The following is a 15,816-nucleotide window of genomic DNA, read 5'->3' as shown; positions in this document are numbered from 1 at the left end:
ACTCAACAAGACGGCTCGGAACGGAGCTTGAAACGCAGGATTCATACGGCAGGGGTGCTCATGGGATGAACTATAAGTAGCCGCTGGCTTCCAGGCTGTAGGCCCGGATGCTGCATTGCTGCCGCGGTCTGCTGACCGTGGCCCTTGCGGTGGCTAGCAAGGGACGGTGGGAGAACAACCGCATGACCAGCTCGGCCCCGGCCAGCACTGACCCGCGCATCACCCAGGTGATCCGCCGCCATGGGGCCCGCGCCGACGCCCTGATCGAAGTGCTGCATCAGGTGCAGGAGCTCCATGGCTACCTGGCACCGGAGTCCCTGCGGGATGTGGCCACCGGGATGCGGTTGCCGTTGAGCCGTGTCCACGGCGTGGCCAGTTTTTACCACCTCTTTCGGCTTGAGCCCCCCACCGCCCACCGCTGTGCCGTGTGCCTCGGCACCGCCTGCTACGTGAAGGGGGGCGCCCAGGTGGCGGCCCGCATTGAGCAGCGGCTGGGGGTGCGCCTCGACGATGCGGCGGGGGACGGCGTCTGGGCCCTGCAGCACGTCAGCTGCCTGGGGGCCTGCGGCCAGGCGCCGGTGCTGGTGGTGGACGGGGAATTGATCACGCGGCTGCCCGTCGACCAGAGCGAGGCGCTGGACGCCCGCCTGGAGGCCGCCGGCCTGCCTCAGCGCACCACCACCTGATGGGCTCCCAGCTCCCTGGACTGGTTCAGGGCCAGTTCCACCCTTGAGAGCAGCTCCTGGCCGCTGGTATCGGTGCCATCCAGCAGACTCACCCCTGCGCTCATGGTCAGCCGTGGGGATGATGGATCGCCAGGTGGAAGTTCGGCCTGGCTGATGACCTGGCGGATCAGCTCGGCGGTGCTGCGGGCCGATTCAAGCGGCTGGCCCCAGAGCAGCAGCAGGAATTCACTGCCTCCGATGCGGAACAATTCGTCGTTGGCACGGAGCAGGGGCTTCACAGCGGTGATCAATTGCGTCAGGACCTCGTCTCCCTTCTGCCGGCCGTGGTACGCATTGATTGACCGCAGTCCTTGCACGGAGAAGGCCAGGCAGGCCACGGGCACGGAGCAGGCCTGGGCCCGTTCGCTGGCTTGCAACAGACTTTGTTCCAACTCACAGCGGTTGGTGGCACCGGTGAGAAGATCAAACGTCCTCGAGCGTCGTTGTCTCTCGGTGCACTGTTTGAGTCTGGAGCTCACATCCGTGAAGTCTTGGCTCAGACGCTGCACTCTCGTGTTTTGTTCCTGGAGGCGATTCGCCAGTTCGTAGACCTCAGCAATGCTGCTGAGGGAGTTAGGGGCAACACGCTCGAGGCTGGCGGCGGGCACAGGCCCCTCGGTGGCGGCCTCAAGGGGTTGGGGCAGGATCTGAAGCTGCCTCTGCACCAGGCTGGCCGCCACTTCGCTGAGCAGCACCCCCAGCAGCATCATCCAGAGGAGGGTGGTCAGCAAGGTGGTGCTCTGGGATTGCAGCTTCATCACCAGCGGTGCCGCGGGTTGCACGACCTGCACCAGATAACGGGTGGAGGGCTGGGTGGTGCTCCAGTACCCCTGGGACCACACCTTGAGGCCAGGACGGTGATCCCTGGGGATCAGGATCTGCAGCCCATTCGCCTTGATCTGCTCCGCTGGGGCGGGTTGGAAACTGTTCTCCAGCCGCAGGAACAGGCCGGGGTTGGAGCTGATCCGGTTGCCATCGGTGTCGATGAGCAGGAAGGCCGCTGAACCGACGCTCGAAGGAAGTGCCCGGGAGGGTGTGCCGTACTGGAGGGGGGTGATCCTGGCGGCGGCTTCGCCGACGGTCTGGAGGTTCTCCAGAACCCCCTCCTGGGTGGCGCTCTGCAGCAGGTTGCCCGAAAGGAGGCTGAGTGCCATCGACGGCAACAGAACCGAAGCCAGCACCACTGAAAACACAACGCCCCGCAGGGGCAACAGTCCCTGGCCCCGGCGGCTGCGCCACACCTGGACCAGCACGAACAGGAAGAAGGCCCCCATCGTGTTGGCGATGCCGTTGACCACTTGCTTGGCGGCCACCACGGCCACATTGGCCGGATCGTTCGCCAGCACGACGTCGTAGAAGAAGAACACCAGCGGTGTTCCCACCAGAAGCCAGAAGGCGATATCCGCCAGGATGATCTTGCCTTTGATGTCGTTCTGCGGTGGGCCGCTGAAGCGATTCACGAACAGCGCCAGCCAGAGGGCTTCGGCGCTGAAGATCACGATGGCCCAGGGTTGGCTCCAGAGCTTCCAGGTGTAGAGGCTCGCCAGGACGGTGATCGGCACGTTCCACCAGCCCCGCAGCAAGAGAAGGGCGAGGGTGGACGCGATCGACCCGAGCAGGATGTGGATGCTGAAGAACAGCGGCACCGCGGTCACGTTGCCCAGCACGGCCAGGCCGGTCAGCAGGCCCAGGAGCAGGCCCTGGCGCGGGGTCAAGCTGCTGCCTGGAAGCTTCATGGCAGATGCACCCTTGCCGGCTGAGTGCCGGCCACCGAGTTGGCGGCCACTCCCCGCCGGAGCAGGGCTTCGAACTCCGTGGCGGCCAGGGGACGGCTGAACAGGAAGCCCTGGTAGGCAGGACAGCCGCAGCGGAGCAGGAAGTCCAGCTCCTCGGGACGCTCCACCCCCTCGGCCAGGGTGCTCACCCCCAGTCCCCGGGCCATGGCCAAGGTGGCGCGCACGATCGCCTGTGAGGTGAGGTTGGTGTCCACACCATCCACAAACGAACGATCGATCTTCAGCTTGCTGACTGGAAAGGTGTGGATCGTGCTCAGGGAAGAGAAACCGGTACCGAAGTCATCGATGGCCAACTCCACACCCAGTTCTTTCAGTTTAAGCAGCTGCTCGCGGGTACCCAGAGCTGGCATCAGGCAACTCTCGGTGATCTCCAGCTCCAGCAAGCCCGTGCTCAGACCCGTGCGGGCCAGGCAGTGCTGCACCAGCTCGGGCACGCTCTGCCTGGGGTCCTGGAACTGTCGGGTGGAAAGGTTGACCGCCACCCGGCCAGGGGCGAGGCCGGCCTGCACCCACCCCTGCCACTGGCGGCAGGCGTCCTCGAGCACCCAGGCGCCGATCCGGTGGATCAGGTCGCTGGTTTCCGCGATCGGCAGAAACTCCAGCGGTGAGACCGGACCGAACTCCGGACTGCGCCAACGCAGCAGGGCCTCGGCGCCGAGGAGATCCCCCTGGCTATCCACCTGGGGCTGGTAGTAGAGCTCCAGCTGGCCCGTTTCCAAGGCCCGCTGCAGGTGGGCTTCGATCGCCAGGCGGTGCCGGCTGCGGATCGTCATCTCGCCCGAGTAGCGCAGGATCGTGCCCACCTCCTGGCGTCGTGCCTGTCCGAGGGCCGTGGCCGCGAACAGGAGCAGGTTTTCCGGCTCCCTGGAATCCTGGGGGAAGCAGCTCACGCCAGCCCAGGCCGCCAGGGCCACCTCCAGCGTTTCCACCGGGCCAATCGGATCGCTGAGCCCAGCCAGAATCCTTCCGGCTATCTGCACGCCTGTGGGATCAGCGGGATCGAGCGAATGCACGATCAAAAACTCACTCCTGCCCACCTGGGCCAAGACATCCGTGGGCCCGACGAAGCGGTTCAGCCGTTCGACGACGACCTTGACAAGCTCATCCCCCTTGGCCGGGCCGAAGCTTTCCTCGATGCGTTTAACACCGTCCAGCTCGACCCAGATCACCACCAGCGGTTGCGTCTGTTGGCACAGCTGGCCCAGCTGCAGCTCGGCCATCTGCAGGTTGGGCAGCTCCGTGAGGGGGTTGTGATAACCCAGGTACTCCAGTTGCCGGTCCTTCTCCCGCAGTCGCGTCTGGTCGGCCAGAGCCGCGACGTAATGGCTGGGGGCGCCGGAGGCGTCACGCACCACCCCCATCTGCATCCAGACGGGGTAGATCTCCCCGTTGGCGCGGCGGTTCCAGATCTCCCCTGCCCAACGGTCGCTGGCGAGCAGCTGTTCCCAGAGCGCCGCATAGAAGGCCTTGTCCTGGTAGCCCGATTTCATCATGCGGGGGTTGCGGCCCACCAGCTCCTCCAGCTCGTAGCCGGTGATGGCGGAATAGGCCTCGTTGCAGGTCAGGATGAATCCCGTGCTGTCGGTGATCACCACGCCGTCCTGGATCAGGGAAAAGGCCTGGCGATACAGGTGAAACCACTCGAGGCTGGCCTCCCAGTTGCGCCGCATCGCGCCCAGGCTCCGCTCCTCCCGCTCAAGCGCCCGGCGGCGTTGCAGGAACTGATCGCTCACCAGGCCGGCCAGCACGCTGCTCGTCAGTCCGAGCAGCAGCACCACTTCCCAGGTGGGCAGCCAGGGGCCGGACACCTGCAGGGGCACCTGCACCAGCAACAGCCAACGCTGGCCACCGGTTTCGAAGGGCCGCGAGAGCGCATGGGGCAGAACTTCGGCCCCTGGACGGTTGCGGGAGTCGTAAAGGAGCTGGCGTGGATCGGCACGGTCGCCGCTGTACAGCTGCAGGTCCACCTCCTCCTTCAGTCGCATCAACGGGTGGTCGAGGGCCGCCACCAGAAAATCGCGCAGCGGCAGGGTGGCGAAGGCCCAGGTTGACGGTGGCGCCGTTCCTCGGCCTGCTGTGCCGTTGCTGCCGCCGATGGGGAGGACCTGCACCAGAAAGGCAGGTCCTCCCGGGCCGGGACGCCCACTGAACAGCCAGCCTTCGTGGGGACTCGCGTCTTGCCGCAGAGCCTGGCCGGAGTTCCGGATCAAGCTGCGCAGATCGCTGCCCAGCAACAGGCGGTTGCCGGGATTGAGCGGCGCGATCAGGCGGATCGGGACCCTGCCGGATGCGGCCGTGGCATAGCCCAAGGTGCCGATGCCTTCGAGTGCCGGGCCACCGGCTCCTACGGCACTGACGAACCGCTGCAGCTCGGCCAGCGTGACCTCCTCAGAGGCCCGATCCAGTCCGGCAAGGCCCCGCACCAAGGATTCCGAGTTGACCAATTTCAGCTGCAGGGCGGCATAGACCAGATCGGCCGTGGCCTTCTCTTGGCTGGCATGCCCCGACTGGAACTGGGTGTAACTGTTCCAGGTCAGCAGGGTGGTGCCGAGGAGCCCCATGGCCACCACGCCAAAGACCAGAGTGCGGCGCTCCTGGTCGAGGCGTTCGTCGGCAGGGGGGCGGGGGAGCAGGGGGAGATGGGGCGACGGGGTCTGGCGGAACGGCAACGTTCGCATCGAACATCCATCATACTTTTTTCACATTTCCGGGTCCACCCATGGGGGCTCACGCCGGCATCGCCTTTCCTCCGGGGAGAAGCCGGCGGGGCTGGCGGCAGCGGTTTGGCTGCTTCGCCGCGCTGGGGTCCTTGCTGCTGGCGGTGGCGTTGGGGTGCCAGCGCCAGCCTCCCCGGATCGTGCTGGCGGTGAACCCATGGCCCGGGTACGCCTACTTCGCCCTGGCCAAGGCGCGCAGCCACTACGACGTCCGCCGGATCAACCTCGATCTGCGCAATTTCGCCGACGCGGCAGGCACGATGGAGGCCTATGTCTCCGGTAAGGCCCAGGCGATCGCCACCACCACGATCGATGCCGTCACCATCTGCGGGGTGGCCCCGGAGCGGTGTCCGGTGATCGTCTACGTGGTCGATGAGTCCCGCGGCGCCGATCAACTGCTGGCCCGTCAGGGGGTGAAGGACCTCAAGGGCCTGGCCGATCAACCGATCGCCCTCGACCGCAGCAGCCTCTCCCGGTACGTTCTGTCGCGCGCGTTCGAGTCCGTGGGACTGCCGCCCCCGGAGCCGTCCCAGCTGCGTTTCCTGCCTGCCACCTCCTGGGAAGCGGCCTTGCGACGGGGGGAGGTGCAGGCGGTGGTGACCTACCCACCCCGGAGCGAGCAGCTGCTTCGCGCCCAGCCGCTGCAAACGCTGTTCACCAGCCGGCAACTCCCCTACGAGATCCTCGATGTGCTCGCCGTTGAACCCGAGCTGCTCGACCAGCATCCCGACGCGGTTCTGGCCCTCGTTCAGGGTTGGCAGGCGATGCGCGAGGAGGAAGGCCGCCGTCCGGCGGAGGTTCGCCAGGCGATGGCCGACCACCTGGGCCTTGATTCCGGTGCGACCGCTGCCCTGTGGGAAGGCATCCGCTACCCCGGCCCCCAGGAGCAGTACGAACTGCTGAACCCGGCCCACAACAACCTGCCCCCGCTGCTGGACAAGATCCGCAAGGTGCTCTACGCCAATGGCGTGATCCCCGCCAACAGCCCCCTGCCGGCCACAGTGGACAGCATCGCCCGGGCGCTGGCCAAAGCCAAGTGAGCGGCGCAGCAGTGATTTCCTGGCTAGCAAGTCGATAGGCGTCCCCGGTCCCCATGCCCGTCCCCCCGCAGCTGCGCTGCTGCGATGCCAGTGGTTGCCGTTCCGCCGGTGGCCAGGCCCTGCGTGCCGCCCTGGAGGGCGCCCGGGACGCCGCCGGCCTCTCGGCTGAAGCGCTGACGATCAAACCGGTGGGTTGCCTGCGCCTCTGTGGCAGCGGTCCCCTGGTGGCCTGCGACGGCCCGGGCCCCACCCAGCTCTTCGGCGGCGTGGCCCCGGAGCACGCCGGGGATCTGATCGCCGCCGGCCTTGCCAGCAGCGGCGATGCCCTGGCCGCCCATCGGCTCGATCTGGAGGCTCCCTTCTTCGCCCTGCAGCGGCCCGTGGTGCTCGAGGGCTGCGGCCAGGTGAATCCCGAATCCATCGACGACGCCATCGCCTTCGGCACCTACGCCCAGCTGCAGCGCGTCCTGGAGGAGCTCACCCCCGAGCAGGTGCGCGACGAGATGCGCCGCAGCGGTCTGCGCGGTCGCGGCGGTGCCGGCTACCCCACCGGCCTGAAGTGGGACACGGTGGCCCTGCAGCCCCCCGGCCCCCGCTACGTGGTCTGCAACGCCGACGAGGGGGACCCGGGCGCCTTCATGGACCGCAGCGTGCTCGAGAGCGATCCGCACCGGTTGATCGAGGGGATGGCGATCGCCGCCTACGCCGTCGGCGCTGAGCGGGGCTTCGTCTACGTGCGGGCGGAGTATCCCCTGGCGATCGAGCGGCTGCGGCTGGCCCTGCAGCAGGCCCGCAGCCGGCACCTGCTGGGCAACCACATCCACGGCACCACCTTCAACCTGCGCCTGGAGGTGCGGGTGGGGGCCGGCGCCTATGTGTGTGGTGAGGAGACGGCCCTGCTGCTCTCGATCCAGGGCCAGCGCGGCATGCCCCAGCCCCGGCCCCCCTTCCCGGCCCAGTCGGGCCTCTGGGGGGCGCCCACCCTGATCAACAACGTCGAGACCTTCACCGCCGTGCCGGCGATCCTGCGCCAGGGCGGCGACTGGTATGCCGCCATGGGCACCGAGCACAGCAAGGGCACCAAGGTCTTCGCCCTCTCCGGTGCGGTGGTCAACACCGGCCTGGTGGAGGTGCCGATGGGCACCCCCCTGCGCACCGTGGTGGAGCTGATCGGTGGCGGGGTGCCCGATGGCTCGCCGATCAAGGCCGTGCAGACGGGCGGCCCCTCGGGCGGCTGCATCCCAGCCGAACGGCTCGACACCCCCGTTGACTACGAAAGCCTGCTGGAGCTGGGTTCGATGATGGGCTCCGGCGGCATGGTGGTGATGGGGCAGAGCACCTCCATGCCCGAGGTGGCGCGCCACTTCATGGGCTTCAGCGTCAACGAGAGCTGCGGCAAGTGCGTGCCCTGCCGCGCCGGCACCGTGCAGCTCGCCCAGCTGCTCGATCGCTTCGTGGAACGCCGGGCCACCCCCGCCGACATGGAGCGCCTCGATGCCCTCTGCCAGATGGTCAAGGTCACCAGCCTCTGCGGCCTGGGCCAGTCGGCCCCCAATCCGGTGCTCAGCACCCTGCGCTGGTTCCGCCACGAGTACGAGGCGGCCTGCCGGGAGCCAGCGGCCTGCGTCGCCACTGCGGGGGTGGAGCGATGAGCGTCGTCACCCTCAACGTCAACGGCCAGGACGTGGCGGTGCCGGCGGGGGCCAGCCTGCTGGACGCCACCCGGGCGGCGGAGGCCAACGTCCCCACCCTGTGTCACCTCGAAGGCCTCACCCCGGTGTCCTCCTGCCGGCTGTGCCTGGTGGAGGTGGAGGGTTCGAACAAGCTGCTGCCCGCCTGCAGCACCGCCGCCGCCGAGGGCATGGTGGTGCACACCCACACCCCCCAGCTGCGGGAGTACCGGCGCATGACGGTGGAGCTGTTCTTCGCCGAGGGCAACCACGTCTGCGCCGTCTGCGTGGCCAACACCCACTGCGAGCTGCAGGACATGGCCGTGACCGTGGGCATGGACCACTCCCGTTTCCCTTACCAGTACCCGCAGCGGCCGGTGGACGCCTCCCACCCCCAGTTCACCCTCGACCACAACCGCTGCATCCTCTGCACCCGCTGCGTGCGGGTGTGCGACGAGATCGAAGGGGCCCATGTGTGGGACATCGGCAGCCGTGGCGGCCAGTGCCACATCGTCGCCGGCCTGGATGAGCCCTGGGGCCAGGTGCAGGCCTGCACCTCCTGCGGCAAATGCGTCGATGTGTGCCCCACCGGCGCCCTGTTCCGCAACAGCGACACCACCGCCGAGAAGCAGCCCAACACCACCCTGCCCGCCCTGTTGCGCACTGCCCGCGAACAGCGCCGCTGGCACAACCAGTGACCCCCCACCCCATGACTCCCTCCCCCCCCGCCGCCAAGCTCCGCCTCGCCACCGTCTGGCTGGCGGGCTGCTCCGGCTGCCACATGTCGTTCCTGGATCTCGACGAGTTCCTCTTCGATCTGGCCGAGAAGGTGGATGTGGTGTTCTCGCCGGTCGGCACCGACGTCAAGATCTACCCCGAGAACGTCGACATCGCCCTGGTGGAGGGGGCGGTGGCCAATGTCGACAACCTCGAACTGGCCCTGCAGGTGCGCGAGCGCACGGCTCTGGTGATCTCCTTCGGCGACTGCGCCGTCACAGCCAATGTGCCCGGCCTGCGCAACCTGCTCGATGGCGGCCACGACAGCGCCAAGGCTGTGCTGGAACGCGGCTACCTGGAGCTGGCCGATGCCACGGGCCAGCTGCCCTTCGCCCCCGGCATCGTGCCCGAGCTGCTGCCCCGGGTGCTGCCCCTGCACGAGGTGATTCCTGTCGACCTCTACCTGCCGGGCTGCCCCCCCTCCGCCGAGCGCATCCGCGAGGCGATCACACCGTTGCTGGCCGGTGAGCGGCCGGTGCAGGAAGGGTCCGCCATGCTGCGGTTCGGATGAGGACAACGCCATGACCCGCACCGTCATCATCGACCCTGTGACCCGCATCGAGGGCCACGCCAAGATCACCCTCCACCTCGACGAGGCCGGCCACCTCACCGACACCCGCTTCCACGTGGTGGAGTACCGGGGCTTCGAAAAGTTCTGCGAGGGTCGGCCCTTCACCGAGATGGCCGGCATCACGGCCCGCATCTGCGGCATCTGCCCGGTGAGTCATCTGCTGGCGGCCGCCAAGACCGGCGACAAGCTGCTGGCCCTTGCGATCCCCCCGGCGGCCGACAAATTGCGGCGGCTGCTCAACCTGGCCCAGCTCACCCAGTCGCACGCGCTCTCCTTCTTTCACCTCAGCAGCCCCGATTTCCTGCTGGGCTGGGAGAGCGATCCGGCCAAGCGCAACGTCTTCGGCCTGATGGCCGCCGACCCCGATCTGGCCCGCGCCGGCATCCGCCTGCGCCAGTTCGGCCAGCAGATCCTGGAGCTGCTGGGCGGCCGCAAGATCCACTCCACCTGGGCGGTGCCCGGCGGTGTGCGCACCCCCCTGAGCCAGGAGGCCAAGGACTGGATCCTGGACCGCCTGCCAGAGGCCCGCGCCACCGTGACCCTGGCGCTGGAGTTGTACAAAAAGCTCCTCGACGGCCCCCTGCAGAAGGAGCAGCGCGTCTTCGGCGATTTCCCCAGCCTGTTCATGGGCCTGGTGACCCCCAAGGGGCTCTGGGAGCACATCGACGGCGGCATCCGCTTCCGCGATGCGAATGGGGCGATCGTGGCCGACCAGCTCAGCGAGGACGACTACGCCGCGTTCCTCGGCGAGGCGGTGGAACCCTGGAGCTACCTCAAGTTCCCCTACTACAAGCCCCTCGGCTATCCAGACGGCATCTACCGGGTGGGCCCCCTGGCCCGGCTCAACGTCTGCGACAGCATCGGCACCCCCTGGGCCGACCGGGAGCTGGCGGAGCTGCGCCAGCGCAGCGGCCAGACCGCCACTTCGAGCTTCGCCTATCACCACGCCCGGCTGGTGGAGATCGTCGCCTGCCTGGAGGCGATCGAAATCCTGGTGAACGATCCCGACCTGATGCACGGCCGCATCCGTCTGCGCGCCTCCCTCAACCGCAACGAGGCGGTGGGGGTGAGCGAGGCGCCCCGGGGCACCCTCTTCCACCACTACAAGGTGGATGACGACGGCCTGCTCACCAGCGTCAACCTGATCATCGCCACCGGCCAGAACAACCTGGCGATGAACCGCACCGTGCACCAGATCGCCCAGGCGTACATCCCCGATCCGGTGCCCGCCGGCGCCGAGATCCCCGAGGCGATGCTCAACCGGGTGGAGGCGGGCATCCGCTGCTTCGACCCCTGCCTCTCCTGCTCCACCCATGCCGCCGGCCAGATGCCGCTGCGGCTGCAGTTGCTGGCCGCCGATGGCACCGTGCTGGCCGAACGCCTGCGGGGATGAGCGGTCCTGGCGTCGAGGGGGCGCTGCTGATCGGCATCGGCAACCCCCTGCGGGGTGATGACGGGGTGGGCTGGCACCTGGTGGAGGGTCTGGGTCTGCAGCGCCACCAGCTCACCCCCGAGTTGGCCGAGACGGTGGCAGCGGCCGATCGGCTGCTGATCGTCGATGCCTGGCTGGCGCCACCCCGGAGCCGCTGCCTGCTGCGGCCCCTGCTGGCCAGCGACGGCTGGGAGCGGGACACGCACCGGGTGGCGCCCGCCCGGTTGCTGGCCCTGGCAGAGCAGCTGTTCGAGCGTTGTGTGCCGGCCCACGAGCTGCTGGTGCCGGCCTTCGACTTCTCCTGGGGCGATCACTTTTCGCCGCAGCTGCGGCGCCAGTTGCCGCAGGCGCGCCGGTTGCTGCGGGGCTGGTTGCAGGGGGCTGCGGCGCCCCGTGCATGAACTCAGCCTGATGGACGCGGTGCGGCAGCAGGCCCTGGAGCAGGCCGCCCTGCATGGGGCCCGCCGCATCACGGCCATCACGCTGCGGGTGGGCAGCCTGGCGGGGGTGGAGATTGAGGCCCTGCGCCTGGCCCACACGGTGGTGATGGCGGACACGATCGCCGCCGGTTCCCGGCTGGTGATCGAGGCGGTGGCCGCCGCGTGTTTCTGCGCCGCCTGCGGTCAGCCGTTTCCGGCGCGCGATGGCTGCTGCGACTGCCCGCTCTGCGGCCGCATCAGCCGGGAGCTGCTGCGGGGCCGGGAACTGCAGCTGGCCTCCCTGGAGCTCGACTGAGCCCGTGCGGGCCTGGCTGCCTTGCACCCCCGGAATCGCCATGCCGATGTGGACCTCGCGGCCCCAGCCCAAGGTCGGCGGTTATCCCGATCAGGACTAGAAAAAATATTCTCTATTATGCGCTCGCAGCCAAAATGTAGCCACTTTCAGGCATGAACTGAAATCTTGCGCAAGTTTTCTTTTTTTGCACTCTGTGCCAGGCCTGATGCTGTCCATGACCTGACATTTCGACCATGGCGTGGGTTTATTTGTAAATGAGTGAGAGGAACGCAACCCCCATGACTTATTTCACGAGGACATTCAATCGGACGTTTCTCCGCGGAGTGGGAATCGCTGCAACGGGCGGTCTTCTCCTGGGCGGTCCCGCCCTGGCGGAGGTCAGGTCCGCTGGCGAGCGCACCGAGCCGGTGACCAATCCTGTGGCATTGGAAACGTCGGCAAGCCTTCCCGGGTTCACGGAAGCCGGCCCCAGTGACGCTCCAGCCCCCGGCGCAAGCCTGGCTCCCCAGGTCGCGCCGGAGGCCACCCTCATCGCCCAGACCTATCCCCTGCCGGTGGTGAAAGAGGCCTACTCCGCCAAGGGCTGGTATCTCACCATCGGTGCTGGCGCCCAGACCCCCAGTGATCAGACGGTCAACAGCAACGGCACGCTGGTTTCACCCTTCTTCACACCACTGCTGTTCAACTTCGGCAACAACAACTCCACCAAGCTCGACCTGGGCGGTGGCTTCTCCGGTGACGTCGGCGTTGGTTACGACTTCGGTGCCCTGCGGGCTGAGCTCACCTACGGCTACAGCCGGGCCAGCCTGAACGCCGTTGGTGCCACCAACCCGATCGGCTTCGGTGCCTTCGGCATCGTTCCCTTCACCAACAATGTCTCCGGCATCATCAACAAGAATGATGTGCTGGCCAGCCTCTACTACGACATCGAGACCAACAGCCGCTGGACGCCCTACATCGGCGGTGGCATCGGGTACACCAACCTCAGCACCCCGAGCTTCAGCCTCAACGGCTTCCCCACCAGCAGTGTCAACAAGGGGCTGTTCGGTTGGCAGGCCAAGGTGGGCGTCAGCTACGCCATGAGCTACAACTCCGATGTTTACCTTGAGGGCGTCTATCAGGGCGCTGGTGGGTATTCCTCCGACAACGTGACCTTCGACGCTTTCAACAGCTTCGGCGGCAAGATCGGCTTCCGCTACCGCTTCGGCGCCCGCCCTGTCGCGGCAGCACCTGCTCCCACCCCGGAGCCGGAACCGATCATGCAGCCGGCACCCATGCCGATGCCCCAGCCTGAACCGGCCCCCGCGCCGATCCGCGGTCTTTGGTGAACACCGGATGGTCCCGGTGGCCATCAGGGCCCCGTCGGAGCTCCGTGCCTAGCCTTCGGGCCAGGCCGGGCCCCGGCGGGGCTTTTCCGTGCCGCTCTCTTGTCTGGGGTCGATCCTGCGATGTGTCTCGACTGCAATTGCGGCCAGCCGGTGGCCGCCGCCACCGAATCCCCCCGGCACCTGGAGCTGGGCCAGCGCCTGCTCCTCCATAACGACGCCGAGGCGGCGGCCAACCGGGAGCATTTCGCCGCCGCTGGCGTCCGGGTGATCAATCTGCTGTCTTCCCCCGGCTCCGGCAAGACCGCCCTGCTGGAGCGGCTGGCCCTGGAGCTGGCCCCGGCCCTGCCTGCGGCACGCCATCCGATGGCGGTGATCGTGGGGGATCTGGCCACCGACAACGACGCCCGTCGCCTGCGGGCCGCCGGGGTGCCGGCCCTGCAGATCACCACTGGCCAGGCCTGCCACCTGGAGGCGGCGATGGTGCACCGGGCCTTGCATGAGCTCGACCACCTCGGCCATCCCCTGGCTGGCCTGGAACTGCTGGTGATCGAGAACGTGGGCAATCTGGTCTGCCCGGCCGCCTTCGACCTGGGCGAAAGCCTGCGGGTGGTGCTGCTGTCGGTCACCGAAGGGGAGGACAAGCCGCTCAAGTACCCGGCCACGTTCCATTCCGCTGATGTGGTGGTGATCAGCAAGGTCGACCTGGCTGAGGCCTGCGGCTTCGAGGCTCCCCAGGCCCGCCGCAACGTGGCCCGGGTGGCCCCCCAGGCCCGGATCGTGGAGGTCTCCGCCCGCACCGGTGAGGGCATCGCCGCACTGCTGGCGGCCCTCGGCCTGGAGCGGGTGCCCGTCGCCGGGTGAGCGGGCCGCCTGGGGCCGGACGGGCCCGGCTGCAGCTCGCGTGCCGTGGGGTGGTCCAGGGGGTGGGTTTCCGGCCCCTGGTGCACCGGCTGGCTTCCGACCTGGCCCTCAGTGGGGAGGTGCAGAACGGCCCTGGCCTGGTGCGGCTGCAGCTGGAGGGGGAGCGCCATGCCCTGGAGGCGTTCCTGCGACGCCTGCCGTGTCAGCTGCCCCCCGGGGCCCGACTGGAGCGGTTGGATCCGCTCTGGCTGCCGGCGCCGACACGGCCATCCGGGGCGCCCCCGGCGGGGGTCCGGATCCTGGATGGGGGGGCGGAGCGCCTCGGCATCGATCTGGTGGCGGCGGCCCTGGTGGCCGATCGGGCCCCCTGCGGCGCCTGCCTGGCCGAGCTGGCCGATCCCGCCGATCGCCGCTTCGGCTACCCCTTCATCAGCTGCTGCGACTGCGGCCCCCGCTTCAGCATCGCCACCGCCGAGCCCTGGGTCCGGGCCCACACCACCCTGGCCCCCTTCCCGCTCTGCCCGGCCTGCCGCAGGGAGTTCGAGGACCCGGCCGATCGCCGCTTCCACGCCGAGACGATCGCCTGCCCGGAGTGCGGTCCGCGGCTGGCCCTGTGGGATGGCGCCGGCAGGCCCCTGGCGGGTCCGGGCGGTGACGGCAGCACCGGGGCCCTGATCAGGGCCTGCTGCGGCCGTCTCGCCGCCGGGGAGATCCTGGCCCTGCAGGGGGTGGGCGGCTTCCAGCTGCTGGTGGATGCCACCAACGCCGCGGCGGTGGCGCGGCTGCGGCGGCGCAAGCGGCGGCCCGCCAAGCCCTTCGCCCTGCTGGTGGCTGAGGCCGGCGCCATGGCCCCCTTCTGCCGCCTCGATGCTGAGGAGCGGCGGGCGCTGGCGGAACCCGCCGCCCCGATCGTCTTGCTGCGCCGCCTTCTGGGGGGCCCGGAAGCCCTGCCGGGGGTGGCCCCGGGCAGCCCCTCTCTGGGGGCGATGCTGCCGGCGTCGCCGTTGCACCATTTGCTGGCGCACGCCTTCGGCCGGCCCCTGGTGGCCACCAGCGGCAACCCCAGCGGTGAGCCGCTCTGCACCGATCCCGCCGAGGCGGTGGCGCGGCTGGGGGGCGGGGCTGGCGAACCGATCACCGATGTCTTCCTGGTGCACGAGCGCGCCATCGCCCGGCCACTGGACGATTCGGTGCTGCAGCTGATTGATGGCCGGCCGGCCCTGCTGCGCCGAGCCCGGGGCTATGCCCCCGAACCCCTGCCGCTGGCTCCAGGCGGGGCGCCGGAGGGGGTGGTGGCCCTTGGCGGGGACCTCAAGAGTGCGCCGGCCCTGGCGCTGGACGGGCGGCTGTGGCTGGCCCCCCACCTGGGGGACCTGGCCGAGGGCCGCCTGCTCTCCCGGCTGGCCGACGGTCTGGCAGCGATCGAGCGGCGCTGGGGTGGGCGGCTGACGCGGATCGCCTGCGATGCCCACCCCGGGTACCTCAGCCACCAACTCGCCGCCGATCAGCCGTGGCCGCGGCGAACGGTGCAGCACCACCGGGCCCACGGCCTGGCGGTGCTGGCCGAGCACGGGCTGCCGTTGCCGCTGCTGGCCGTCACCTGGGATGGTCTCGGCTACGCCCCGGGTGCCGATGGCACCTCCCAGCTGTGGGGCGGAGAGCTGCTGTTGCTGGGCGGGCCCGGCGCCGCCCCCTGCGAGCGACTGGTGGCCCTGAGGCCCTTCTTCCTGCCGGGCGGTGAGCGGGCCATGGCCGAACCGCGCCGAGCGGCCCTGGGGCTGCTGGCCGCCGCCGGCTCCTGGGCCCTGGCGCACCCCGGCGCCCGCCACAGCCTGAACGCCTTCGCGGCCGCTGAGCGCCAGCTGCTGCTGCAGGCCATCGCCAGCGGCTGCAACAGCCCCCTGAGCACCAGCGTGGGTCGGCTGTTCGACGCGGTCGCCTCCCTGCTGGGCCTGGTGCAGGTGCAGAGCTTTGAGGGCGAAGGGGGTCTGCGCCTGGAGGGGGCTGCCGCCGCTGCCCCTGGTGAGCTTGCGAGCTGGCCCCTGCCCCTGGTGCCGCCGGAGGCTGTTGCGGGGGGCGTCGCCGCCGGGGGGCCGAGCCTGGGCTGGCTCGACTGGGAACCGCTGCTGGACGCCCTGCTGGCGGCGATCGCCGCCAGCAGGGC

General features: G+C 69.1%; 13 protein-coding genes. 11 read left to right on the top strand and 2 right to left on the bottom strand.

All coding sequences use genetic code 11. The features are described from left to right. Positions 1-182: 182 nt before the first annotated feature. Complete coding sequence (locus VB739_RS07730) at positions 183-686, top strand: NAD(P)H-dependent oxidoreductase subunit E (RefSeq protein WP_323356519.1); 504 nt, start codon at positions 183-185, stop codon at positions 684-686. Here VB739_RS07730 and VB739_RS07725 read toward each other — a convergent pair. Continuing rightward, positions 668-2,440, bottom strand: a complete 1,773-nt coding sequence (locus VB739_RS07725) for a GGDEF domain-containing protein (protein WP_323356518.1) — start codon at positions 2,438-2,440, stop codon at positions 668-670. The genes VB739_RS07730 and VB739_RS07725 overlap by 19 nt on opposite strands. Positions 2,441-2,457: 17 nt before the next feature. Continuing rightward, positions 2,458-5,199 (bottom strand): EAL domain-containing protein, encoded by a 2,742-nt coding sequence (locus VB739_RS07720; protein ID WP_323356517.1) that lies wholly within the window; start codon positions 5,197-5,199, stop codon positions 2,458-2,460. A 41-nt stretch (positions 5,200-5,240) separates the two neighbouring features. Here VB739_RS07720 and VB739_RS07715 point away from each other — a divergent pair, with 41 nt between their 5' ends. From VB739_RS07715 to hypF, 10 genes are all read left to right on the top strand, one after another. Continuing rightward, positions 5,241-6,278 carry an ABC transporter substrate-binding protein gene (locus VB739_RS07715; protein WP_323356516.1) on the top strand — a complete coding sequence of 346 codons (1,038 nt, stop codon included), beginning with the start codon at positions 5,241-5,243 and terminating at the stop codon, positions 6,276-6,278. A gap of 53 nt (positions 6,279-6,331) precedes the next feature. Then, the gene (locus VB739_RS07710) at positions 6,332-7,930 is read left to right on the top strand and encodes a NuoF family protein (RefSeq protein ID WP_323356515.1); all 1,599 of its coding nucleotides are present in this window, start codon (positions 6,332-6,334) and stop codon (positions 7,928-7,930) included. Further along, a complete protein-coding gene (gene hoxU, locus VB739_RS07705; RefSeq protein WP_323356514.1) occupies positions 7,927-8,646 on the top strand; it encodes a bidirectional hydrogenase complex protein HoxU in 720 nt (239 codons plus the stop codon). The genes VB739_RS07710 and hoxU overlap by 4 nt, the downstream gene beginning before the upstream one ends. 11 nt (positions 8,647-8,657) lie before the next feature. After that, entirely contained in the window at positions 8,658-9,236 is a 579-nt protein-coding gene (locus VB739_RS07700) for an oxidoreductase (protein ID WP_323356513.1), read from the top strand. A 10-nt stretch (positions 9,237-9,246) separates the two neighbouring features. After that, a complete protein-coding gene (locus VB739_RS07695) occupies positions 9,247-10,689 on the top strand; it encodes a Ni/Fe hydrogenase subunit alpha (RefSeq protein ID WP_323356512.1) in 1,443 nt (480 codons plus the stop codon). After that, entirely contained in the window at positions 10,686-11,129 is a 444-nt protein-coding gene (locus VB739_RS07690) for a hydrogenase maturation protease (RefSeq protein WP_323356511.1), read from the top strand. Before VB739_RS07695 ends, VB739_RS07690 begins: the two co-directional genes overlap by 4 nt. Further along, positions 11,122-11,463: a hydrogenase maturation nickel metallochaperone HypA gene (gene hypA / locus VB739_RS07685; RefSeq protein WP_323356510.1), complete on the top strand. Its 342-nt coding sequence runs from the start codon at positions 11,122-11,124 to the stop codon at positions 11,461-11,463. The genes VB739_RS07690 and hypA overlap by 8 nt, the downstream gene beginning before the upstream one ends. Positions 11,464-11,870: 407 nt before the next feature. After that, positions 11,871-12,791, top strand: coding sequence for an outer membrane protein (locus VB739_RS07680; protein ID WP_323356509.1), 921 nt, complete (start codon positions 11,871-11,873; stop codon positions 12,789-12,791). 150 nt (positions 12,792-12,941) lie between these two features. Further along, a complete protein-coding gene (gene hypB, locus VB739_RS07675; protein ID WP_416233310.1) occupies positions 12,942-13,652 on the top strand; it encodes a hydrogenase nickel incorporation protein HypB in 711 nt (236 codons plus the stop codon). Continuing rightward, on the top strand, positions 13,649-15,816 hold a 2,168-nt coding region (hypF, locus tag VB739_RS07670; protein WP_323356507.1), incomplete at its 3' end, for a carbamoyltransferase HypF. The genes hypB and hypF, both read left to right, overlap by 4 nt.

Origin of the sequence: Cyanobium gracile UHCC 0281, assembly GCF_034931305.1 — a bacterium.
GTDB lineage: Bacteria > Cyanobacteriota > Cyanobacteriia > PCC-6307 > Cyanobiaceae > Cyanobium > Cyanobium gracile_A.
The sequence above is the reverse complement of the archived record's forward strand: the minus strand, read 5'-3'. Positions and strand labels throughout refer to the sequence as shown.